18 protein-coding genes are annotated in these 21,264 nt (G+C 70.2%); 9 read left to right on the forward strand and 9 right to left on the reverse strand.

Translation table 11 applies throughout. The annotated features are described in order from the left end of the window. Positions 1-60 precede the first annotated feature (60 nt). Positions 61-2,475 (forward strand): LamG-like jellyroll fold domain-containing protein, encoded by a 2,415-nt coding sequence (locus ACIA5C_RS12715; protein ID WP_396053808.1) that lies wholly within the window; start codon positions 61-63, stop codon positions 2,473-2,475. Positions 2,476-2,564: 89 nt separating this feature from the next. On the opposite strand, the gene ACIA5C_RS12720 is transcribed toward ACIA5C_RS12715, so the two are convergent. Next, entirely contained in the window at positions 2,565-3,173 is a 609-nt protein-coding gene (locus tag ACIA5C_RS12720) for a hypothetical protein (protein ID WP_396053810.1), read from the reverse strand. A gap of 191 nt (positions 3,174-3,364) precedes the next feature. Here ACIA5C_RS12720 and ACIA5C_RS12725 point away from each other — a divergent pair, with 191 nt between their 5' ends. From ACIA5C_RS12725 to ACIA5C_RS12740, 4 genes are all read left to right on the forward strand, one after another. Continuing rightward, a complete protein-coding gene (locus ACIA5C_RS12725; protein ID WP_396053812.1) occupies positions 3,365-5,134 on the forward strand; it encodes a glycoside hydrolase family 6 protein in 1,770 nt (589 codons plus the stop codon). A 308-nt stretch (positions 5,135-5,442) separates the two neighbouring features. Then, positions 5,443-6,069 carry a PP2C family protein-serine/threonine phosphatase gene (locus ACIA5C_RS12730; RefSeq protein WP_396053814.1) on the forward strand — a complete coding sequence of 209 codons (627 nt, stop codon included), beginning with the start codon at positions 5,443-5,445 and terminating at the stop codon, positions 6,067-6,069. Between the two features lie 35 nt (positions 6,070-6,104). Continuing rightward, positions 6,105-6,875, forward strand: a complete 771-nt coding sequence (locus ACIA5C_RS12735) for a phosphotransferase (RefSeq protein WP_396053816.1) — start codon at positions 6,105-6,107, stop codon at positions 6,873-6,875. Then, positions 6,868-7,437, forward strand: a complete 570-nt coding sequence (locus tag ACIA5C_RS12740) for a peroxiredoxin (RefSeq protein WP_396053818.1) — start codon at positions 6,868-6,870, stop codon at positions 7,435-7,437. The genes ACIA5C_RS12735 and ACIA5C_RS12740 overlap by 8 nt, the downstream gene beginning before the upstream one ends. Here ACIA5C_RS12740 and ACIA5C_RS12745 read toward each other — a convergent pair. Beyond that, entirely contained in the window at positions 7,431-7,901 is a 471-nt protein-coding gene (locus ACIA5C_RS12745) for a DUF305 domain-containing protein (protein ID WP_396053820.1), read from the reverse strand. The genes ACIA5C_RS12740 and ACIA5C_RS12745 overlap by 7 nt on opposite strands. 25 nt (positions 7,902-7,926) lie before the next feature. Beyond that, entirely contained in the window at positions 7,927-8,760 is an 834-nt protein-coding gene (locus ACIA5C_RS12750) for a hypothetical protein (protein WP_396053822.1), read from the reverse strand. A gap of 442 nt (positions 8,761-9,202) precedes the next feature. Here ACIA5C_RS12750 and ACIA5C_RS12755 point away from each other — a divergent pair, with 442 nt between their 5' ends. Together ACIA5C_RS12755 and ACIA5C_RS12760 are read left to right on the forward strand one after the other, a co-directional pair. Continuing rightward, a complete protein-coding gene (locus ACIA5C_RS12755) occupies positions 9,203-10,810 on the forward strand; it encodes a translation initiation factor III (RefSeq protein ID WP_396053824.1) in 1,608 nt (535 codons plus the stop codon). Continuing rightward, complete coding sequence (locus tag ACIA5C_RS12760; RefSeq protein WP_396053826.1) at positions 10,807-12,282, forward strand: NADH-ubiquinone oxidoreductase-F iron-sulfur binding region domain-containing protein; 1,476 nt, start codon at positions 10,807-10,809, stop codon at positions 12,280-12,282. Before ACIA5C_RS12755 ends, ACIA5C_RS12760 begins: the two co-directional genes overlap by 4 nt. Before the next feature lie 132 nt (positions 12,283-12,414). On the opposite strand, the gene ACIA5C_RS12765 is transcribed toward ACIA5C_RS12760, so the two are convergent. Together ACIA5C_RS12765 and ACIA5C_RS12770 are read right to left on the reverse strand one after the other, a co-directional pair. Further along, positions 12,415-12,732, reverse strand: a complete 318-nt coding sequence (locus tag ACIA5C_RS12765) for a 4a-hydroxytetrahydrobiopterin dehydratase (protein ID WP_396053828.1) — start codon at positions 12,730-12,732, stop codon at positions 12,415-12,417. Between the two features lie 16 nt (positions 12,733-12,748). After that, a complete protein-coding gene (locus ACIA5C_RS12770; protein ID WP_396053830.1) occupies positions 12,749-12,994 on the reverse strand; it encodes a PspC domain-containing protein in 246 nt (81 codons plus the stop codon). Between the two features lie 259 nt (positions 12,995-13,253). Here ACIA5C_RS12770 and ACIA5C_RS12775 point away from each other — a divergent pair, with 259 nt between their 5' ends. Further along, complete coding sequence (locus tag ACIA5C_RS12775; protein ID WP_396053832.1) at positions 13,254-15,077, forward strand: diguanylate cyclase domain-containing protein; 1,824 nt, start codon at positions 13,254-13,256, stop codon at positions 15,075-15,077. Between the two features lie 402 nt (positions 15,078-15,479). Beyond that, positions 15,480-15,839 carry a hypothetical protein gene (locus ACIA5C_RS12780; RefSeq protein ID WP_396053834.1) on the forward strand — a complete coding sequence of 120 codons (360 nt, stop codon included), beginning with the start codon at positions 15,480-15,482 and terminating at the stop codon, positions 15,837-15,839. Between the two features lie 331 nt (positions 15,840-16,170). On the opposite strand, the gene ACIA5C_RS12785 is transcribed toward ACIA5C_RS12780, so the two are convergent. From ACIA5C_RS12785 to ACIA5C_RS12800, 4 genes are read right to left on the reverse strand one after another with little or no spacing between them, the layout of a single operon-like run. Continuing rightward, positions 16,171-17,241 (reverse strand): amidoligase family protein, encoded by a 1,071-nt coding sequence (locus ACIA5C_RS12785; RefSeq protein ID WP_396053836.1) that lies wholly within the window; start codon positions 17,239-17,241, stop codon positions 16,171-16,173. Next, the gene (locus ACIA5C_RS12790) at positions 17,238-18,077 is read right to left on the reverse strand and encodes a hypothetical protein (RefSeq protein WP_396053838.1); all 840 of its coding nucleotides are present in this window, start codon (positions 18,075-18,077) and stop codon (positions 17,238-17,240) included. Before ACIA5C_RS12790 ends, ACIA5C_RS12785 begins: the two co-directional genes overlap by 4 nt. Beyond that, positions 18,074-18,595 (reverse strand): SigE family RNA polymerase sigma factor, encoded by a 522-nt coding sequence (locus tag ACIA5C_RS12795; protein WP_396053840.1) that lies wholly within the window; start codon positions 18,593-18,595, stop codon positions 18,074-18,076. Before ACIA5C_RS12795 ends, ACIA5C_RS12790 begins: the two co-directional genes overlap by 4 nt. Positions 18,596-18,653: 58 nt before the next feature. After that, the gene (locus ACIA5C_RS12800; protein ID WP_396053842.1) at positions 18,654-21,173 is read right to left on the reverse strand and encodes a Tex-like N-terminal domain-containing protein; all 2,520 of its coding nucleotides are present in this window, start codon (positions 21,171-21,173) and stop codon (positions 18,654-18,656) included. Positions 21,174-21,264: the final 91 nt, after the last annotated feature.

Genomic DNA, 21,264 nt, shown 5'->3' on the forward strand with positions numbered 1-21,264 from the left:
GAACCTGAGTAAAATTGTTGGATTGTGTTGCCTTCTTTCTCGCGGAAGGGAACATCAAGCATGAAATCTCCCGTCCTCTTGCTCGTCGCCGCGCTCCTGGGTGTGCCCGGCGCGGCCGCGCCACCCACCTGGCACGCCGGCATCCCGCCGCTGGCCACCCGCTGGACCTCCCAGGTCGGCCCCACCAACGCCCTGCCCGAATATCCTCGCCCCCAGATGACCCGCTCGAAGTGGCAGAACCTCAACGGTGTCTGGGAGTTCGCCGCCGACAAGGGCCAGGCCGTGCCGGCCGGGCAGAGCCTGGGCGAGCGCGTGCTGGTGCCCTATCCGATCGAGTCGGCCCTCTCCGGCATCCAGCGCCACGAGGACCGCATGTGGTACCGCCGCACCTTCACCGTCCCCGCGGGGTGGAAGGTCGGCTCCGGCAACCGGCTCGAACTGCACTTCGGCGCCGTCGACTACGACGCCAAGATCTATGTCAACGGCACCCAGGTCGCCACCCACCGCGGCGGCTACGACGGCTTCGACGTCGACGTGACCGACGCGCTGAAGGGCACCGGCCCGCAGGAACTGATCGTCTGGGCCGAGGACCTGACCGACGCGACCGGCCAGCCGATCGGCAAGCAGCGCCGCACCTCCGACCACGGCATCTTCTATCAGGGCAGCTCAGGCATCTGGCGCACGGTCTGGATGGAGCCGGTGCCGGCCGCGCACATCGCTTCGCTCACGCTGACCCCTTCGGTCACGCAGGGCGTCCTGAAGATCAAGGTCAACACCGTTTCCGGTACGGGGTTGAGCGTGCGAGCCTCCGTGCCTGGCGGCGGCTCGGTAACCGGCCCGGCCGACACGGTGTTGTCGCTGCCGATGAAACACGCCCGGCTGTGGTCGCCGGACAACCCGTATTTGTACGATCTGACGGTCAAGCTCTCCTCCGGTGATCAAGTCGGGTCCTACTTCGGGATGCGCGAAGTAGGCACGGCCAAGGGCGCCGACGGCAAACTCCGGATCACGCTGAACGGCAAGATCACGTTCAACATGGCCAACCTCGACCAGGGCTTCTGGCCCGACGGCCTCTACACGGCTCCCACCGACGCCGCCCTCAAGTGGGACCTCGAGCAGGACAAGACGATGGGCTTCAACGCCGTCCGCAAACACATCAAGGTCGAACCCGACCGCTGGTACTACTGGGCCGACAAGCTGGGCCTGATGGTGTGGCAGGACATGCCGTCGTCCAACACCGGTCCGGTCCCGGCCGAGTGGCGGGCCCAGTTCGAATCCGAACTTCGCGCGTTGGTCGACACCCACAAGTCGTGGACGTCGATCGTCGCCTGGATCCCCTTCAACGAGGGCTGGGGCGAGTGGAGCAGGGACGACACCGGCCGCATCGCCGACGACGTCAAGGCGCAGGACCCGACCCGGCTGGTCGACCCGATGAGCGGAGTCAACTGCTGCAACTCGCACGGCGACTCCGGTAAGGGCGACGTGATCGACTTCCACCAGTACCTGGGCCCGGCCTCACCGGCGCCGTCCGGCAACCGGGTGGCGATCGACGGCGAGCACGGCGGGTTCGGCCTCAAGACCTCCAACCACATGTGGTTCGGCGACGGGCAGGCCTACGAGATGGAGCCCGACTCGGCCACGCTGACCGCGAAGTACGTCGCCAACCAGCAGGACGTGCTCACCTCGGCCCAGTACTGCGGGATCAGCGGGGCCATCTACACCCAGCTGTCCGACGTGGAGGGCGAGCTCAACGGGTTCTTCACGTACGACCGTACGGTCACCAAGATGGACCTGCGGCAGGTCCGCACCATCAATCAGAAGATCATCAAGCAGGCGGACGGTTCGGGTTCCAGCGTGCCCACTCCGCCGCCCGGCACGCCGGGCCTCACGGGCGTCGCGTTCTGGCCCCTGGACGGCTCGTACGGCACGTTGACTCCGGCCGGCGACCCGTCGTTCGTCGCCGGGCACAACGGGCAGGGTGTCGCCTTCAACGGCACGTCGCAGTACCTCGACGCGGGCAAGCCGGTCCTCAACACGGGCTCCGACTACTCGGCCGCGGCGTGGGTCAAGCTCGACAAGGCCGACGGTGCCTTCCAGACCGTGGTGAGCCAGGACGGCCCGTCGAACAGCGACTTCTTCCTGCAGTACTCGGGGGCCGACCAGAAGTTCGCGATGAGCTTCGCCGGCGTGCGCGCGCTGGCGTCGTTCAAGCCGGCCGTGGGCCAGTGGTACCACCTGGTCGGCGTCCGCGACACGGTCAAGGGGGAGCTCCGGCTCTACGTCGACGGCGCCTTGGACGGAACGGCAAGCGCCTGCCTCCCGCAGGCCGCTCCGACCGGCAACACGGTGATCGGCCGCGGCCGGTACGGCGGCAACCCGGTCGACTACCTCGATGGCACCGTCGACCAGGTGCACCTCTACGACCGGGCCCTGTCCGCCGACGAGATCAAGCAGCTGTACGACTCGGGCCAGTAATCAGCATCGCAGTGCAATGAACAGCCCTCGCCCCCATCCGTCCCCGGGTGGGGGCGAGCTCGTACTTGACCACCACCGGCCCCGCCGGATCAGTCGGAGGCCGTCTCCAGGGAGCTCTTCCGGGCGTCGGCCACGTCGGCCATCAGGTCTTCCCAGGCCGGGTCGCGGCGCAGCGGCGGCAGCGTGACCGCACCCGCGGAACGCGCCGCACTGTATTCCCACCATGCCGCCACCCGGATCGGCCACAGTCCCATGCGGACCGCCCCGGCGAGGAAGCACCGGTGCGCGAGCAATGTCGCGGCCAGGATGTCGGGGTCGAGCGCGGCGCCCGGCGTATCGAGGGTCCGGCCGAGCGCCCGCACGTCGCGGTGCATCTCCGAGTACGCGATGAGGTTGGGCATCGCCGGGACCCGCAGGTCGTGGCCGGGGATGACCATGCTGTCGGCGTAGGCCGGAGCGAAGACCAGGTCGTCGGTGGTGACGATGAGCGGCAGGATCTCGCGGCCGCGGCGCACGTCGAGCTGGACCGCCGCGGCGCCGGTCGGCACGAAGACGCTCTCCGCCGCGGTGATCTCGCCCGGGTCGAGTTCCGCCGTGTCGCCCAGAGCCGGGACGTGCACATGCAGCGCCCCGCGCTTGACCGCGACCTCGACACCGGAGATGGAAGACAGCGCGTCGGTCAGCTCGAATACGTGCACGCTCCTGTTATACGCCCCCGTTAAGACACTCCTAAAGATCGCTTGTTAACCGAACGTTTCTGGGTCATTGCGGTGGGAGCGCTCCCATGTAATGCTGTCCCCAAGCCGGGTAGCGATGCCCCTCGATGCGCTAACCGGCCTGATCCCCTCGGCGCACACGTGCGCCGCCGCATGTCTCGAGGAGCCACCACATGAGACCTGTCCTCATCCGCGGACTGACCGCGGCCGCCGCCGTAACGCTCATCTCCGGTCTCGGCATAGCCGTCGCGACCAGCGCGAGCGCCGCGGCCGGCTGCCGGGTCGACTACTCCGCCAACTCCTGGTCGACCGGCTTCACCGGCACCGTCAACGTCACCAACCTCGGTGACGCGATCTCCGGTGGGTGGACCGTGGCCTGGGACTTCCCCGGGAACCAGACGGTGACCCAGGGGTGGAGCGCGACCGTCACCCAGTCGGGTAAGCACGTCACCGCGACCAACCCGTCCTGGTCGCCCGCGATCGCTTCCGGCGCATCGGTCAACTTCGGATTCAACGGGAACTACTCGGGGACCAACACGAACCCGGCGACGTTCACGCTCAACGGTGTTGCCTGCACCGGCTCCACCGGCCCGACGACCGGCCCGACCACCGGCACCACCACGCCGCCGACGACGTCCCCCACGACGCCGCCGACCACCGGCCCGACCACGCCGCCGAACAACGGCACCAAGGCCGACAACCCGTACGCCGGCGCCAAGGGCTACGTGAACCCGGAATGGAAGGCCAAGGCCGACGCCGAGGCCGGCGGCAGCCGCGTCTCCAACAGCCCGACCGCGGTCTGGCTCGACCGGATCGCCGCGATCAACGGCACCACCGACAGCAGCTCGAACGGCAGCATGGGCGTCCAGGCGCACCTCGACGCCGCTCTCGCGCAGGGCGCCGGGTACATCCAGTTCGTCATCTACGACCTGCCCGGCCGCGACTGCGCCGCGCTGGCGTCCAACGGTGAACTGGGCCCGAACGACCTGCCCAAGTACAAGAGCGACTACATCGACCCGATCGCCGCGATCGAGGGCAACGCCAAGTACAAGAACCTGCACATCATCAACATCGTCGAGATCGACTCGCTCCCGAACCTGGTCACGAACACCTCGGGTCAGGCCGGCGCGACCGCGATGTGCGACACGATGAAGGCCAACGGCGGATACGTCCAGGGTGTCGCGTACGCCCTGAACAAGCTCGGCGCCATCGGCAACGTCTACAACTACGTGGACGCCGCGCACCACGGCTGGATCGGCTGGGACTCCAACTTCGCCCCGACCGCCGACCTGCTCTACCAGACCGCGGTGGCCTCCGGCAGCGTCAACAACGTGACCGGCTTCATCACCGACACTGCGAACTACTCGGCGCTGCAGGAACCGTACTTCAACATCAACACCACGGTGAACGGTACCTCGGTGCGGCAGTCCAAGTGGGTCGACTGGAACCAGTACGTCGACGAACTGTCGTTCGCTCAGGCGTTCCGCACCAAGCTGGTCTCCGACGGCTTCTCGTCCAACATCGGCATGCTGATCGACACCTCCCGCAACGGCTGGGGCGGCGCGAACCGGCCCACCAAGGCGAGCACGGCGACCGACGTCGACACCTTCGTCAACCAGTCGCGCATCGACCGCCGCATCCACGCCGGCAACTGGTGCAACCAGGACGGCGCCGGCCTCGGCGAGCGCCCGAAGGCCGCCCCGGCCACCGGCATCGACGCCTACGTCTGGGTCAAGCCCCCGGGCGAGTCGGACGGTTCGAGCTCCCTGATCCCGAACAACGAGGGCAAGGGCTTCGACCAGATGTGCGACCCGACCTACACCGGCAACGCCCGCAACGGCAACAACAAGACCGGCGCCCTGCCGAACGCGCCGATCTCCGGCGCCTGGTTCTCAGCCCAGTTCCAGCAGCTGATGACCAACGCGTACCCGCCGCTCTCCTGACCTGACCCGCCCCCGAAGAAACGCCGGGTCCCGCTTCCTTCCCACGAGGAGCGGGGCCCGGTGCTGTACTTATGGCTTCGCTTCGCTCCGCGGAGCGCTCGCCCCTTTTGGTCGGCGTCATGACACGGCGTTTTCTGACGCCCGTGCTCTTTGCGGGCGTCAGAAAACGCCGGGCCATAACGCCGACGGGCGAACGCTGGGTTGCTGACTGGTGGGGGCTAGGTTGCTGGGGTATGGAGCTGTTTGCGGCGGCGGGGACCGTTACTGGGAATCGGTACTCGGCGAACTTTGATGCCTACCGGCTCGAGGTGGCGGGGCCGCTGGCGGTGGTCGCCGACGGGATGGGCGACGGTGCCGGCAGCGCCTTCGCGAGCCGGACCTCGGTCGAGCAGTTCGTCAAGACCGTTCGCGAGGCCACGGAGCCTCACTCGCCTGCCGCGCTGCGGCAGGCCGTCGCCTCCCTGCATCTTTCGGTACGGAAGTTCGCCCGCGACCACCCCGGCCTCGCCGGCTGTACCCTCACCGCCCTGGTCGGGGACGCGGGCGCAGGAGGCTGGGTGGTGCAGATCGGGGACAGTCGCCTCTACCGCCTCCGCAACGGCCTGCTCGAACTCCTCACCAGCGACCACACCGCGGCCTGGACGGGTCTGCTGCACGGCTGGTTCGGCCACGAGTCGGCCGAGGCGCGGGCGGCCCGTTACCGCCTGACCCGCTACATCGGCCACCCCGACACCCCCGAGCCCGACGTCCTCAACGTCAGCCTGCAGCCCGGCGACGTCTATCTACTGTGTACGGACGGCGTGGCCGACCAGCTCACGTACGACCAGATCGGCGACGCCCTGCAGACCCCGCCCACCGCCGTGGACCGCCTCCTCGACCGCACCCTCACCGCCGGCGGCGCCGACAACGCCACCGCGATCGTCCTCGCCGCCTAGCGAAGCCGCGGCTCGGGACCGGCGACAATGCCCGTGTGGCGCAAGACGAGATGCCGCTGCCCGCGGGCCGCATGACGGCCGGCATCACGCGGCGGGGCGGGAGCGTGTTCAGGCCGGTCGGGTCGTGGAGTGCGGCCGTTCACGAATACCTGGGCCATCTCGGCAGGGCCGGGTTCGACGGTGCGCCCCGGGTGCTCGGCGTGCGGGACGGGCGGGAGGAGCTGACCTTCCTGGAGGGTGAGGTCGGGGTCGACCCGGACTGGGAGCCGGGTCTTCCGCCGCACCTGCCCGGCTTTGCCCGCAGCGACGACGCTCTGGCCGCCGCCGGGCGGCTGATTCGGCGCCTGCACGAGGCCTCGCGCGGGTTCGTGCCCGAGCATGTCGGCTACCGCTTCCATCCGCATCCGCCGCGGCCCGGCGAGATCGTCTGCCACGGCGACCTGGGCCCCTGGAACACCGTCTACCGCGACGGACTGCCGGTGGCGTTCATCGACTGGGACGCGGCCGGTCCGCGCGACCCGGTCGTCGACGTCGCGGCGGCCGCCCGCGCGTTCGTGCCGCTGGCGTCCGGGGTGCCCGTCGAGGGCGCCCGGTTGCGGCTGTTCGCCGACGCCTATGGCTTGGCCGACCGTCGCCGCATCCTGCCCGCGCTGACCGCGGCGACCCTGGCGACCACCGAGAACATCCGCTCCTGGCCCCTCGACGCGGCCGGGCTGGCCGGGGCGCTGGAGTTCGTGGCCGGCGAGCTGCGGTGGCTGCACGGTGTGCTGCCGTCCCTCGAGCGGGCACTATCGGGTCATGACTGACTTCACCACGCTGCCCGCCGGCCTGCCGGTGCCCGAGGATGACGGCGCCGCCGCTCATCTGCCCGGGGCCGCGCTGCCCGCGCTGACGCTGTCCGCCAGCGACGGCAGCCGCGTCGACCTGCGTGGGCTGGGTGAGGGGCGCACGATCCTCTACCTCTACCCGCTCACCGGCCGTCCCGGTGTCGACCTGCCGCGGGGCTGGGACGAGATCCCGGGCGCCCGCGGGTGCTCGACCGAGGCGTGCGATTTCCGCGACCACTTCGCCGAGTTGCGCGAGGCCGGGGCGTCGAGGGTGTTCGGGCTGTCCAGCCAGGATCCGGCCTACCAGGCCGAGGTGGTCGAGCGGCTGAGGCTGCCGTTCGTCATGCTGTCCGATCCGGGGTTCGCGCTCGGCTCGGCGCTCGGCCTGCCGACGTTCGCCGCGGACGGGCATGAGCGGCTCTACCGGCGCCTCACGCTGGTCGTCATCGGCGGACGCATCGAGCACGTCTTCTACCCGGTGTTCCCGCCCAGCACGCACGCCCAGGAGGTGCTCGACTGGGTCCGGCGAGCCGGCTACTGAGATGAGCGCAGCTCGGCCGCCTCGGCCGTGCGGGACTCGATGATCTGCTTGGCGAAGGCCAGGGCGGCCCGGTTGCTGCCCTGGGCCTGTTCCTTCTGGGCGAGGGCGACCGCCTCTTCCTGGTGGGCGGCCAGGGCCTTGACCGGGTCGTCCTTTCCGGCCGCCGTTTTCGGGGCGGGGGAGAGCGTCACGCCCCAGGTCGTCAGCCATCCGGTCATCCGGCTGATCTCGTCCCGCTCGGTGCTGATGATCGCGTCGGCGAGTACCTGGCGGTCCGGCTGCTGGGCGACCTGCTCGGCCAGTTCGATGCCGGCCCGGTGGTGGGGGATCAGCGCCTCGACGAAGGCGACGTCGCCCGCGTTGTGTTCCGGTCCGGCGGTCGGCGTCGCCGGTGCGGCGCTCTGGCACGCGGCGAGACTCGCCGCGCCGAGCAGGGCAGCGACGAGTCTCGATGAACGGCGCATGGGCCGACGCTATCAGTAAACAGTCTTATCGGTCCCGGTGCCGGGGCATGCTGTAGAAGCCGGTCGGCAGCGTCTGGGTTTCCTGATGCCAGCCGGGCCCGCCGGCCGCCGCCCGGCGGTTGCGGGAGCGCACCCGCATCAGCAGGGCCACGCCGGCGAACACGAACACCGCGCCGACCCCCAGGCCGGGCAGCAGTACGCCGGAGCCGCTCGACTTCTTCGCCAGGGCGGCCGGGTCGGCGTTGGCCGACGACGGCAGGTTGGCCACCACGGCTTCGGTCGGCTGCGGACTGAACGTCGGGGTCGCCGAGGGCGAGGCCGACTTGGACGGCTTGTTGGCGACCGCGGTGACGATCCGGGACGAGGCGCTCCCGGTCGCGAGCACCTGCCCGCGCTGGCTGAGCGCCTGGGTGGAGAAGTTCACCGAGCCGTTGTCGGGGCCGGTGAAACTCACCGTCCACTTGGCGGTGACGTTCTGGTTGCGGCACAACTGCCCCGGGTCGAGCTGCTCGTCGACCACCCGGGCGTCCTCACCCTGGAAGCGGGCCCGTACCGGAACGGATTGACCGTTCTCGACCCGATTGACCCGGACCTGGTCGAGGCTGACCCCTTTGGTAGATATGACCAGCGCCCACTTGACCTTGGCGCATCGGCCCTGCAGGCGATCGCTCGTGGTCGAAACGACCGCGCTGAGTGTATGAGCATCCTTACCGACAGTGAACGTGTCCGGCGCTTGCGTGACCTTTACGTCAAACCCGGGCAGATCGGCCACGGCGGGGGCGGCCCAGGTCATCGTCGCGGCGACGACGGCGAGGGCGGCGGCGGCCCAGGTGGCGTACCGCTGGGGCATGGTTCTCATCTCCTCAACTGCGGCTTTGCGTCCGCATGCTTACCGGATGGTTCGTCGCAGGGCGACGAAAGGTTCATCCGGCGTGACGAGTCACTCTACGAGTCGCCTTATTTTTTGCTTAGCCAGCGGCTCCTCATAGGTGTCTGCCCAGCTCAGCACCCTTCTTCGCGGCGGAGGAGGAAAGTACCTGACAAAAGACGGGCGCGGCGTTCATCCGATCCCGGTCGCGCTACGTAGATGGGGGAGGGCACGAAGGGGGCGACTTTCTCCAGCGTGCCTGCCAAGAGCATCAGCACGGGGCATCCCCCACGGATGCCGGCGTCCCACCGCCCAAGGGGACGTGACCGCTGCGGAGAACGAGGAGTCAATGGCCCGGACGAAGAACAACCAGCGATCCGCCAGTCGTGTGGCAGTCGAGGTCGGTGCTACCGGAACCAGCCCAGTATCCAAGATGACCGTGCTCATCCTGATCGTCAGCGTCATCGCGGCGATCTGGGCGGTGTCGATGATGCTTCCGGCGGGACGAGTCGGCTACTACTACTTCTTCCTCTACGCCGAGTACTACTTCGGCGTCATCGCGCTGGTGGCCCTCTCGATCACCATCATGGTGGGCCTCGTCGCGACCGACCGATTGGTCCTGTCCATCCGGCAACGGGTGATGCTCCAATCGGCTCACCGCACCACCGGCCTCATCGCCGTCTCCTCCCTGGTCGTGCACGTCTGGACCAAGGTGGTCGACACCCAGCTCCCGATCAGCGTCGTCGACGCCTTCATCCCCTTCATGGCGCCGTACAACCGGGTGCTGATCGGCTTCGGCACGATCTCCGCCTGGATCATGATCCTGGTGATGTGGACCGGCATCGCCCGCGCCCGCTTCATCGGCCAGGACCGGCCGTGGCTGTGGCGCTCGATCCACGCGATCTCGTACCTGATGTGGCCGATCGCGCTGCTGCACGGACTCGGCGCCGGCCGCCCGGCCAAGGCCTGGGTCAACGTCAGCTACATCCTCTGCATCCTGGTCGTGCTGATCGGCCTGGCCGTACGCCTCTCGGTGAGCCTCAACCGCAAGAAGGACTTCTCGTCGACGATGGGTACGTCCGGCGCGTCCGGCATGCGCCCGGCCGGCCAGATGGTCCCGACCGCGGCCGCCCCGGCCAAGCGCGGCCGAGGCCGCGAGCGCGCCCCCGAGCCGGAGACACTCGGCCCGGTCGCGGTGCTCGACTGGGCACCGGCCGCCGCGCCGCCGATGCCGCCACCGGTCATGGAGGAGCCACCGGCTCCGCGCCAGCGCCGCCCCCGCGACGACGACTTCGACTACGAGGACCAGCCGCGCCGCCGCCGGTTTGCGGACGACGACGAGTTCACCGGCACCCAGACCCGGATGCGCCGCCCGGACTTCGAGGACACCTCGGCCCGGATGCGCCGCCCCGAGATGGACGACACCTCGGCCCGGATGCGCCGCCCCGAGATGGACGACACGTCGACCCGGATGCGCCGCGTCGAGATGGACGACACCTCGACCCGGATGCGCCGCGTCGAGATGGACGACAGTCGCTACGACGAGGCCCCGCGCGGTCGTGGCTACGAGGAAGAGGCGCCGCGCGGCCGCCGGCGGGCCAACGACGACTTCGAGTACGACGACGCCCCCCGCGGGCGGCGGCGAGCCGACGACGACTACGACGACATCCCGCGCCAGCGCGGCGGATCCCACTACGCGGCCGACGGCCGCTACGGGAGGGATGAGGTCGACGCGCCCCGGGCCCGGCGTGACCGGGGCGCCTACGACGACGAAAGCGCCGACCCCATTCGCTCCGATTCGGGGCGGCACAGCCGCAGCCAGTTCGTGGACTTCACCGACGAAGACCAGGGCTACCTCGAGCCGGACGACACCCCGACGCTTATCGACATGGCGTCGCGCCGGGCCCGCCGCGAGGCGGCTCAGCAGGAAACCGTACGGGGTCAGGCGGGCCGGGGGGCTCGCCGCGGTGGCCGCGGGCGGGGCAACGACGATGCGGCTGACGACGGTTACTGGTCGCAGTTGCGAGGGGAAGCGAATTGAGCACGGCCCAAGTTCCGCCGGTCACCTCGATCGGCGTTCCGCGGATCACCGCGGGCTTTGACGAGTACGGTCGCCTGGACCTTCTGGCCCACCAGGAGGTGCACGGCGGATTCGCGGCGCTGTCCTCCGGCGAGTTGATCGGGCTCGCCGAGCGGATCGAGCTGCGTGGTCGCGGCGGGGCGGGCTTCCCGTTCGCCCGCAAGGTCCGTGCCGTCGTCGACTCCTGCCGCCGGCAGGAGCTTCCGCCGGTCGTGGTCGTCAACGGCACCGAGGGTGAGCCGCCGTCCTGGAAGGACAAGGCGATCCTCACCCGCGCCCCGCACCTGATCCTCGACGGGGCCGCGCTGGCCGCGGCCGCGCTGGACGCCGAGGAGATCGTCATCGGCATCGCCGACGACGGCATCGGCCAGAGTTCGATCACCGCGGCGCTGGCCGAGCGTCGGATGCCCTGCCCGACCCGCATCGTGACCGTTCCACACCGGTTCATCTCCGGCGAGGGCGGCGCGCTGGTCCGCGGCATCAACGGCGAGGCGCACATCCCGCCCGGCCGCAAGGTGCGGTCGAGCGACAACGGCGTGATGGGCCTGCCCACCCTGCTGTCCAACGCCGAGACGTACTCCCAGCTGGCGATCGCGGCGCGGCTCGGCCCGTGGGAGTACAACGCGGTCGGCATCCCCGAGGAGCCGGGCACGGTCATGCTGACCGTAGGCGGCTCGTCGACCGCTCCGGCCGTGGTCGAGGCGCCCAGCGGCACACCGCTGCTGGACGTGCTCGAGATGTGCGGCGCCGACATCGGTCCGGGCCTGCTCGTGGGCGGCTACCACGGCAAGTGGATCACCGCCGAGGCGGCGCAGACCGTGACGATCTCCCGTAAGGGTTTCGCCAAGGTCGGCGGCACGCTCGGCGCCGGCATGCTGATCCCGATCGGCTCCAAGACGTGCCCGCTCGGCGAGGTCGCCCAGGTCGTGCAGTACCTGGCCGGCGAGTCGGCCGGTCAGTGCGGCCCGTGCCGCCTCGGCCTGCCCGACCTGGCCCGCGCGGTCCAGCTGGTGTCGCTGGGCGGCAGCGCGCTGGAGAACGTCCGTCAGGCGGCCGGTGTGGTGAAGGGCCGTGGCGCGTGCAGCCACCCGGACGGCACCGCGCGCTTCGCGCTGTCCGCGCTGGAGACTTTCACCGCCGAGGTGGAAGCACACGCCAACGGCGAGGGCTGCGGCAAGCCGATCCGCGGCATCCTGCCCCTGCCGTACACGGCGGAGCAGGGCGCCCGGAAGCTGGCGCTGGACTGGTCCCGCTGCGACGGGCACGGACTCTGCTCGGCCGTCGCCCCCGAGATCATCCGCCTCGACGCGAACGGGTTCCCGGCGTTCCCGCAGACCCCGCTGCCGCCGTGGCTGGAGAACGGCGCCCGCAAGGCGGTCAACGTCTGCCCGGCGCTCGCCCTGCGGCTGACCGAGGCCGTACCGGCCAACTGAGCAAGCGGCCGCGGCGAACCTCGATGTCGTGGGCGGTCGCGCCGAGGACCGCGGCCCAGAACGGCGCGACGGCGGTTCGGTCGGGGCTGTCGAGGCCGAGTCCGAGCTGGACGACCCCGGCGGACGAGGGGCTCAGGCCGGCCTGTGCGGCCAGGTCCGAGATCGTACGGGCGCGGCGCCGGCCAGCTCGTCGAGGGCGCGCGGGAGGGCCAGGTCCCGCTCGGTCACGCCGCCCTCGTCGTGGCTCGACAGAAGGACCCCGACCGCGGAAGGCCGCAGGTCGAGGTCCGGGTGGTGATTTGCCGCCTTGGCCGCCGCGCCGATCCGGTCGATCAGCGCGAGGCCGGTGGCGAAGTCCCCGGTCGGAATGCGGGTGGCGATCCGGCTGAGCAGAAGCGTCCAGCCGGGTGGCAGTGCCCGGGCGCCCTCGGGGTACGGGAGCTTGGTCATGGCTCCCATAGTGCCGTCAGACGGCGGGCGGGTAGGCCGTGGCGTACTCCGGCTGCTCGGCCGGCATCAGGATCCACAGGACCGGGTAGATCAGGATCTGGCTGCCCGGGATGACGAAGAGGATCAGCATGAACAGCAGACGTGCGATCCACGGGTCGAGCCCGAACCGGCGGCCGAGGCCGGCGCACACGCCACCGAGCAGGCGGCCCTCCCGCGGCCGGACAAGGCCCTGGCGGGACATCGCGTCGTGGACGGTGTTCATTGGGGTGTCTCCCTCGCTCGAGTAGCTGACTCGTCAAGAGTGGCTGCCGGGGACACCGGGAAACCATCGGGAAAGGCCCTGAGCTGTCCCTGAGGCCGGAACCTGGGGAAAAACCGGCAGACGTAGCCGAACCGGCCGTCAATCGCGAGAAACGTACATGTTAGCTGCACAATCCCGTTGTTTCGAGAGATCATTACTTCATGTACGTAGCACCTCACGCGCTGTGCCCGTTGTCGTGAAAAGCCGTACGTTCGGGATCTTGTCGCCGTTCGTCGGCGGCGACTACTACGGCGCGATCATCGCCGGCGCCAATGACGCCGCGGTGGCCGGCGGCGACCGGATCATGGCGATCCAGACGCTCGACCCGGGCGCGCACAGCGCCGACCGGGCCGGGCTGCCCGACTTCCGGCGCCCCGTTTCGTGGCGCCACCTCGCCGGTCTCATCGTGCTGCCCGGTGCCGTGCACACCGACTACGCCCGGGGCGCCCGCGCTGCCGGCCTGCCGGTCGTCTTCGTCGGCCACGACGCGACCGACGCGGGCTGCTCGGCGGTACTGGCCGACAACCGCAGCGGGGTGCGCGAGGCGGTCGCCCACCTGATCGGGCACGGCCACGAGTGGATCGGCTTCGGGGGTCATCTCGCCCACTTCGACCTGCGGGAACGCCACGAGGGGTACCGCGAGGGGCTGCTCGCGCACGGCATCGTGCCCCGGCCCGAGCTGCTCTTCGAAACCGGGGACAATCACGAGAGCGGCGGCGAGGCGGTCGCCGACGCGCTGATCCGGGGCGGCATGCCGGCCACCGCGGTGGTGCTGGGCACCGACCGCAACGCGATCGGGCTGGTGCAGCGGCTGCGGGCGGCCGGCTACGCGGTGCCGGGCGAGCTGGCCGTGGTCGGCTTCGACGACATCGCCGACGCCACGTTCCTGCGGCCCAGCCTCTCGTCCGTGCGGCAACCCCTCGACCGGATCGGCGCGACGGCGTACGAGCTGGTCCGCGAGTCGCGTGCGGAGCCGGAAGCACGGCACGTGCCGACGATTTTCCTGCCGCGCGACTCGTGCGGTTGCGCGACCGGCGGGCTCGCGGTCAACGACGAGCAGACCCGGCGGCTGTTCGCGCAGGTGCAGTACCTGCAGACGACCCTGAACACCCAGCACGAGCTGGGCATCGAGCTGCTCGGCAGCCGGGAGCACGAACCCCGTACGCTCGCCTGGCTGGGGGACACCCCGGCCGTCGCCGGGGTCCTCGCCATGTGGCCCCTCGGGGTTGTCCCCGAGCCGGCCGGAGATCCCCGGCTCGAGATCGTCGGCACCTACCAGGGCGGTGCCGCGGCCGAACCGGGCCGCGAGATGCCGATCAGCGAGTTCCCGCCGAGCGGCCTGTTCGAGCTGGCCGACGGTGCGGCCGGCAACGCCGTGTTCGTGGTGCCGGTGCGCAGCAGCACCAACGACTGGGGTCTGCTCGCCGCGGTCGGCCGCATCCAGGCGACCACCCCGCCCGGCCGCGAGCTGATGAACCAGTCCGGTGCGCTGCTCGCCGCGGCGCTCGACCGGCAGGCGATGGTGGCCTCGCTGCGGGACAAGGAGGAGTCGCTGCGCAGCGCCGCCCTCCACGACCACCTGACCGGCCTGCCCAACCGGGTGCTGCTGGAGGACCGTCTCGACCAGGCCCAGCTGCGGGCGACCCGCCAGCCCGGCCACCGGTTCGCGATCCTGCTGCTCGACCTGGACGGGTTCAAGGCGGTCAACGACTCGCTCGGGCACGCGGCCGGCGACCAGCTGCTGATCGAGGTGGCCAGGCGGCTGCTCGGTCTGCTCCGCAAGTCGGACACGGTGGCCCGGCTGGGCGGCGACGAGTTCGTGGTGCTGCTCGACGGCATCGCGAGCCCCGGGTGGCAGAACATCGTCTGCGAGGCGATCACGTCGTCGATCGCGGAACCGTTCGAGATCGACGGGCGCTCGGTCGAGGTCGGCGTCAGTATCGGGGTCGCGGTTTCGGCCGAGGGCGTCTCCGATCCCGACCATTTACTGCGTGAGGCCGATGCGGCAATGTACAAGGCCAAAGAGCTCACTAAGCGCCGCTGATTCGGCGTTCTTATCTTGCATTTCATATAGCCGCGTAGTGCTTGAGATGCCTGGGCATTCGCGCTTTCCGGAATGTCATGGGTCGATTGTTACGCCATTGATCGACACGGTCGTCCTGGTGAGCCCGGTCGCGGCCGGACGGCGTGGCGTGCTGCCATCCGCGAGCGGCGCCGGGCCTTAAAGTACCTGGTAGGAGCCCGCGCCGGGGCCGGCGTCGCTCGAGACTAACACAATGGTCCGTGCCGCTCCAATGAACCTTTACTGAACTCACAACGGCGTTTAAATCGGTTGACAAGACTGCAGGCGTATATAACAGACGTTGGTGACTATCAATGGGTTGACCCATCGATCTTGATCGTGTTAGCTTGTGGCTCCACAGGGGACGCAATCGAAGGAGTCAGAGTGCGAAAAAAGATTCTCGCTCGCCTCGGAGTAGTAACCATGGCCGCCGCTCTCGGCGTGTCCGCCCTGCCGCAGTCGGCATTGGCCGCAGGGGCCAGCAACCATTGTTCACTTCGCACCTGCACCGTCACCGCGAGAAACTTCCCGGGTGGGACGATCTCCGTGGACGCCGACTCGGGCGGCACCTCGGACACCGCCTTCTGGGGCCTTACCGACGGCACTTCGCCCAATCCTCGGTGCAGCGTCAGCTTCCCGACCAACGACCCGCCGCGCTCGTGGACGTGCTCCGGCATTCACTCCGGAACGGTGACGGTGATCCTGACCGGGCCGGCGCCGCTCTCCATCGGCGTCCGGTGGTAAGTCCGCGGACGCGGTAATCGGCTGATCTCCGCAACTTCGTGGTAGATCCGCACGATCGGTAGTTGCGTGGAGCCGTCTCGAAGGCATGTTCCTGCCGGCGGCTCCACGCCTGCCTCCAGCGGCGCCCGATCACGCGTCGCACGCAAGGCCGTCCGACGCGCCGCGAGGCCGACGCGCTGAGCGGAACCGGCCGGCGGTGGTCCAGTGCCGCGGTGGTCCAGTGCCGCGGTGGTCCAGTGCCCCGGTGGTCCAGTGCCGCCGTAGTCCAGCGCCGCCGAGGTTCGGTCCCGGCCGGAGTTCAGTCCCGGCCTGAATTCGGTCCCGCCGGCGTTCAGTTGTCGCGGTCGGCCAGCGCCGTTGCCGCCTCTTCGAGGAGCGCCTCGATCGCGGCGGCCGGGTCGGCCGGCGGGTCGGGGAAGGGTGCCGGCTGCTCGCAGCGGTCGAGGAGCAGCTCGATCAGGCCTGCACGGTCGAGGATCGGGCCGGCGTCGATGCCGCCCGGCAGGATGCGGATCTCGACCGTGTCCCGCAGCGGCGGGTGGTCGGTCAGCACCTGGGTCAGGTTGATGTCGAAATACTTCGTCAGCTCGCCCTCGTCGGCCGCCTTGCGCAGCTGCTCGACCGGCGCGCCGCCGTCGGCGGCCGCGACGAGAGCCTGCGGCAAGGGGGCCAGGCGCCGGCACCGGGGGTTGGTCTGCAGGAGCGTACGCAGGGGCTCGCGCCAGTGTGCGAAGAGGCGGACCAGGTTGCTCAGGGCGTGCGCCGAGCGGAACGGCCCGCCGTCGACGTGCAGGTGCACCGCCGCCTCGGCCGGCACGGTGAAACCGAGCTCGCGGGCCGGCCCGAGCAGTTCCTCGAGGGCCGCCTCATGATCGCCGGTGAGCGGCGGTGTGACGATCTCGCAGGGCCGTTCCCGCTCGCCGCCCTGCGGAGCGGCCAGCGCGATCGTGACCCCGCCCAGGTCGTCGAGCCGGTAGATGTCGTCGATGCGGTGCACGACCGAACCCCAGAGCTGGGCGGTCGCGTCGAGCGCGGCGTCAAGCGTGCCGCCCGGGTCGCTGTGCCGTTCGAGCAGGCGCAGCAGCCGCGGGTCGTCGCTGAGGACGCGCCACCAGCCGGGCGGCGGCGTGGCCCGCGCATCGAGACCGGCCAGCAGGGTGATGTCGTCGACCAGGGTGCAGAGGGGCGAGCCGTCGGCCCGCCGCACCTCGAACCCCTGGGTGAGATGCAGGAACCGCCCCAGGCCAGGGACCAGGGACGGTTCGCTGTCGGCATGCCACACCGGGTGGATCCGCCCCCCGCAGCGGCCGGCCAGCTCCACCGCGAGGGTGCGCCGGCTCAGCCCCTGCGGGGCCATCAGCTCGATCTCGAATCCGGTTCGCCGGTGCAGCAGTGCGGTCACGGCTTGATCGGGAGACTTTCCCCGGCGAGCAGCTTCTGGCCGCCCTCGACCTTGGCCTGGTACGTCGACACGTGCCAGATCTTGCCCAGCTTGACCGCGTCCGCCTGGGTGTAGCCGGCGTCCCAGAACTTCAGCTCGGCGGCCTGCTCCTTGGCGGCCTTGACGTTGGCCGGCTTGGGCTTGAACGGCAGCGCCTGGTGGGCCTCGATCTTCTTACCGGCAACGACCTTGGCGTCCGACGGGTCGGAGAGGTGCCATGCCTTGGCCAGCTTGACCGCGTCGTCCCACACGTAACCCGCGTTGAAGAACGCGTCGAGCGCGGCCTGGTCGGCCTTGACCTGCGGGTCGTCCTGTGACGGCGGCGGCGTGTCCGGGTTGCCGGTCGGCTTGATCGGCAGGGTCTCGCCGGCGAGCAGGCGACGGCCGGCCTCCGACTTGACGTTGCCGATGTTGGCCTTGCTGTGCCACAGGGTGGCCAGCTGGACGGCGTCGTTGTAGCCGTAGCCGGCGTTGAAGTAGGCGTCCCAGTCCTTCTGCTGGTCGGCGTCGCTGTAGGAAGCGGCGACCGACGGGACGTCATTGGGCAGGCCGGCGGCGTTGATGCCGGTGGGGCCGGTGTTGCTGTGGGCGTTGCCGGGCAGGAACGCCGGCAGGTTGATGCCCGCGGCGATCAGGCCGGCGCCGAGCACGGCGCCCCCGGCCACCTGGGCACCCCGGCGACGACGCTTGTATTTGCGGGAAAGCTCCTGCACGCGGGCATAGACGGCGCCCGGGTCCGGAGTGTTCTTTTCGTGGGACTCGAAGGCCTCGCGCAGCTGGTCTGCGTGCTGGGTCACGACTTCTCCTCGGCGTGAATCCGGTTCTGCTGCTCCGAGAGCCGGAGCTTCTTGATCGCCCTCGACGCATGGCTGCGGACCGTGGCCGGCGAACAGTTGAGCAACTCGGCGATCGCCTCGTCGTCCTGCTGCTCGTAGTAGCGCAGCACGAGCACCGCTCGTTGCTTGCGCCCCAGCGTGGCCAGCCGGCTCCAGAGTTCGTCCGCCTCGACGACCCCGTCGGCGTGGTCGAGGACCCCGCCGCGGGCGTCGTGGATGTCGACCAGCCGTTCGCCGACCGTGTGCACGTTGCGGAAGGCCCAGGTGCGACGCCAGGAGAGGTACTCGTTGAGCACCATCCGCCTGACGTAGGCCTCGGGGGAGTCCGCCTCGCTGATCCGGCGCCATTTGACCTGCGCCCGGGCCAGCGCCTCCTGTACGACGTCCTGTGCCAGGTCGTGGTCGCCGGTGAGGACGACCGCGTAGCGCAGGAGACTGGGAAGCCGGGCCACCGCGAATTGCTCGAAGGTCACGGTCATAAGACGGATCCCATGCCTGAGTTGTGCACCGTTTACCGAGAAGAATTTCCCCGCCGGACTAGTCCCTGGTCAGGCCCGCTCTCCGCAGGGCCTCGGCCATCTCGCTGTTGATCGGGGCGGACTGCTGGCCGCCGCGCGGGCCGCCACCCTGCCGCTGCTGCCCGCCGCCCTGTCGCTGCTGGCCGCCGCCCTGTCGCTGCTGCCCGCCGCGGCCCTGACCCTGGCGCCCGGGCTGGCCGCCGCCCTGTCGCTGCTGCCCGCCGCCGCCCTGGCGTCCCGGCTGGCCGGGCTGGCCCGACTGGCTGGGCTGGCCCGACTGGCCGGGCTGGCCCGACTGGCCGGGCTGGCCCGACTGGCTGGGCTGGCCCGACTGGCCGGGCTGGCGGTCGTCGCGCGGGCGGCCGCCGCGGGTCGGCTCGTCGGTCAGGCGCATGGTCAGCGAGATCCGCTTGCGGACCTCGTCGACCTCGAGCACCCGCACCTTGACCACGTCGCCCGACTTGACCACCTCGCGCGGGTCCTTGACGAACGTGTTCGACAACGCCGAGACGTGCACCAGGCCGTCCTGGTGGACGCCGATGTCGACGAACGCCCCGAACGCGGCCACGTTGGTCACCACGCCCTCGAGCACCATGCCCGGCTTGAGGTGGGAGATCTTCTCGACGCCCTCGGCGAAGGTGGCGGTGGTGAACTCGGGCCGCGGGTCGCGCCCCGGCTTCTCCAACTCCTTGAGGATGTCGGTGATCGTGGGCAGGCCGACCGTGTCGGTGACGAACTGCTCCGGGCGGATCGCCTTGAGCAGCGGGCTGTTGCCCATGGCCGCCTTCAGGTCGGCGCCGGCCGAGCTCAGGATCGTGCGGACCACGGGGTAGGACTCCGGGTGCACGCTCGACGCGTCGAGCGGGTCGTCGCCGTCCGGGATGCGCAGGAAGCCCGCGCACTGCTCGAACGCCTTGGGGCCGAGCCGGGCCACCTTCTTGATCTCGCTGCGGGTCTTGAACGGCCCGTTCGCGTCGCGGTGCAGCACGATGTTCTCGGCCAGGCCGGCGCCGATGCCCGAGACCCGGGTCAGCAGCGGGGCCGAGGCGGTGTTGACGTCGACACCGACCGCGTTCACACAGTCTTCGACCACGGCGTCGAGGGAACGCGAGAGCTTCATCTCGGAGAGGTCGTGCTGATATTGCCCGACGCCGATCGAGCGCGGGTCGATCTTGACCAGCTCGGCCAGCGGGTCCTGGAGGCGGCGGGCGATCGAGACCGCGCCGCGGAGCGAGACGTCCATGCCGGGCAATTCCTGGGCGGCGTACGCGGAAGCGCTGTAGACCGAGGCGCCGGCCTCGGAGACCATCACCTTGGTGAGCCCGGCCTCCGGGTGCCGCTTGATCAGGTCGGCGGCCAGCTTGTCGGTCTCCCGCGAGGCGGTGCCGTTGCCGATCGCGATCAGGTCGACGTTGTGCTTGCCGGCCAGGGTGGCCAGGCGGTGGATCGACTCGTCCCACTTGTTCTGCGGTACGTGCGGGTAGATCGTGTCGGTCGCGACGACCTTGCCGGTCGCGTCGACCACGGCGACCTTCACGCCGGTGCGGAAGCCCGGGTCGAGGCCCATCGTCGCGCGGGTGCCGGCCGGCGCGGCGAGCAGCAGGTCGCGCAGGTTGGCGGCGAACACGCGTACGGCCTCGTCCTCGGCCGCCTGCCAGAGGCGGACCCGCAGGTCGGCGCCGAGGTGGATGAGGATGCGGGTGCGCCAGGCCCAGCGGACGGTGTCGAGCATCCACCTGTCGCCCGCGCGCCCCTGGTCCGAGATGCCGTTGCGGCCGGCGATGCGGGCCTCGAAGTTGCCTTCTTCGCCCGCGGGCGTCGGCTCCATCGTCAGGTCGAGAACGTCCTCCTTCTCGCCGCGGAACATCGCCAGGATGCGGTGCGACGGGAGTTTGACGAACGGCTCGCCGAAGTCGAAATAGTCCGAGAACTTGGCGCCGTCGGTCTCCTTGCCCTCACGCACCCTGGCGACCAGGCGTCCCTTCGTCCACATCTGCTCGCGCAGGTCACCGATGAGGTCGGCGTCCTCCGCGAAGCGCTCGATCAGGATCGAGCGGGCGCCGTCCAGAGCGGCCGTCGCGTCGGCCACGCCCTTTTCCGCATCGATGAACGCCTCGGCCGACGCCCGCGGGTCGAGGGTCGGGTCGCCGAGGAGTTGGTCGGCCAGCGGCTCGAGGCCGGCCTCCCGGGCGATCTGGGCCTTGGTGCGCCGCTTCGGCTTGTAGGGCAGATAGATGTCCTCCAGCCGGGCCTTCGAATCGGCGGCGAGGATGGCCTGCTCGAGGGCGTCGTCGAGCTTGCCCTGGGAACGGATCGACTCGAGGACGGCCGCGCGGCGATCCTCCAGCTCGCGCAGGTAGCCCAGGCGTTCCTCCAGGGTGCGCAGCTGGGTGTCGTCCAGCGTGCCGGTGACCTCCTTGCGGTAGCGCGCGATGAACGGCACCGTCGCGCCGCCGTCGAGCAGCTCGACCGCCGCTGTCACCTGGCCCTCGCGGACCCCGAGTTCCTCTGCAATGCGCTGATGGATCGCTGTCGTCACGTCGACGATTCTTACCGAGCCGCCGTGCCCTTGTCGCGCCGCCCCGCTCGATGCATTCTCTGATCACCCGCCGGAGCGGGGATAGGGTCAT

This window comes from Actinoplanes sp. NPDC051343, assembly GCF_044455125.1.
Lineage (GTDB): Bacteria > Actinomycetota > Actinomycetes > Mycobacteriales > Micromonosporaceae > Actinoplanes.

Excerpts from the sequence above, each read along its gene's own strand:
- ACIA5C_RS12745 (WP_396053820.1), bottom strand. The coding sequence starts at position 7,901 with ATGCGCCGTTCATCGAGACTCGTCGCTGCCCTGCTCGGCGCGGCGAGT.
- ACIA5C_RS12755 (WP_396053824.1), top strand. The coding sequence starts at position 9,203 with ATGACCGTGCTCATCCTGATCGTCAGCGTCATCGCGGCGATCTGGGCG.
- ACIA5C_RS12725 (WP_396053812.1), top strand. The coding sequence starts at position 3,365 with ATGAGACCTGTCCTCATCCGCGGACTGACCGCGGCCGCCGCCGTAACG.
- ACIA5C_RS12740 (WP_396053818.1), top strand. The coding sequence starts at position 6,868 with ATGACTGACTTCACCACGCTGCCCGCCGGCCTGCCGGTGCCCGAGGAT.
- ACIA5C_RS12715 (WP_396053808.1), top strand. The coding sequence starts at position 61 with ATGAAATCTCCCGTCCTCTTGCTCGTCGCCGCGCTCCTGGGTGTGCCC.
- ACIA5C_RS12750 (WP_396053822.1), bottom strand. The coding sequence starts at position 8,760 with ATGAGAACCATGCCCCAGCGGTACGCCACCTGGGCCGCCGCCGCCCTC.
- ACIA5C_RS12795 (WP_396053840.1), bottom strand. The coding sequence starts at position 18,595 with ATGACCGTGACCTTCGAGCAATTCGCGGTGGCCCGGCTTCCCAGTCTC.
- ACIA5C_RS12765 (WP_396053828.1), bottom strand. The coding sequence starts at position 12,732 with ATGACCAAGCTCCCGTACCCCGAGGGCGCCCGGGCACTGCCACCCGGC.
- ACIA5C_RS12770 (WP_396053830.1), bottom strand. The coding sequence starts at position 12,994 with ATGAACACCGTCCACGACGCGATGTCCCGCCAGGGCCTTGTCCGGCCG.